The organism is Methylobacterium sp. AC690 (assembly GCF_979256535.1).
On sequence record NZ_CEEDOX010000122.1, the window covers coordinates 1 to 240 of the forward strand.

Annotated in this window: 1 rRNA gene; it reads right to left on the reverse strand. The window is 60.8% G+C overall.

The window, feature by feature from the left end:
* Positions 1–240 (reverse strand): 23S ribosomal RNA (locus tag AC0IY1_RS25550); the annotation flags it as partial.

A 240-nucleotide genomic window follows, 5' to 3' on the forward strand; every position in this document is an offset into this window, starting at 1 on the left:
CTTGTTCGCTATCGGTCGCTGAGGAGTACTTAGGCGTGGAGGGTGGTCCCCCCCTGTTCAGACAGGATTTCACGTGTCCCGCCCTACTCGAGGCCTGGCAATCGTCCGTCCCGTACGGGGCTGTCACCCATCTCGCCGGCCATTCCAGACCGTTCCGGTAAACTAATGCCAGGCACTGGCCTGATCCGCGTTCGCTCGCCACTACTGACGGAGTCTCGTTGATGTCCTTTCCTCCGGGTA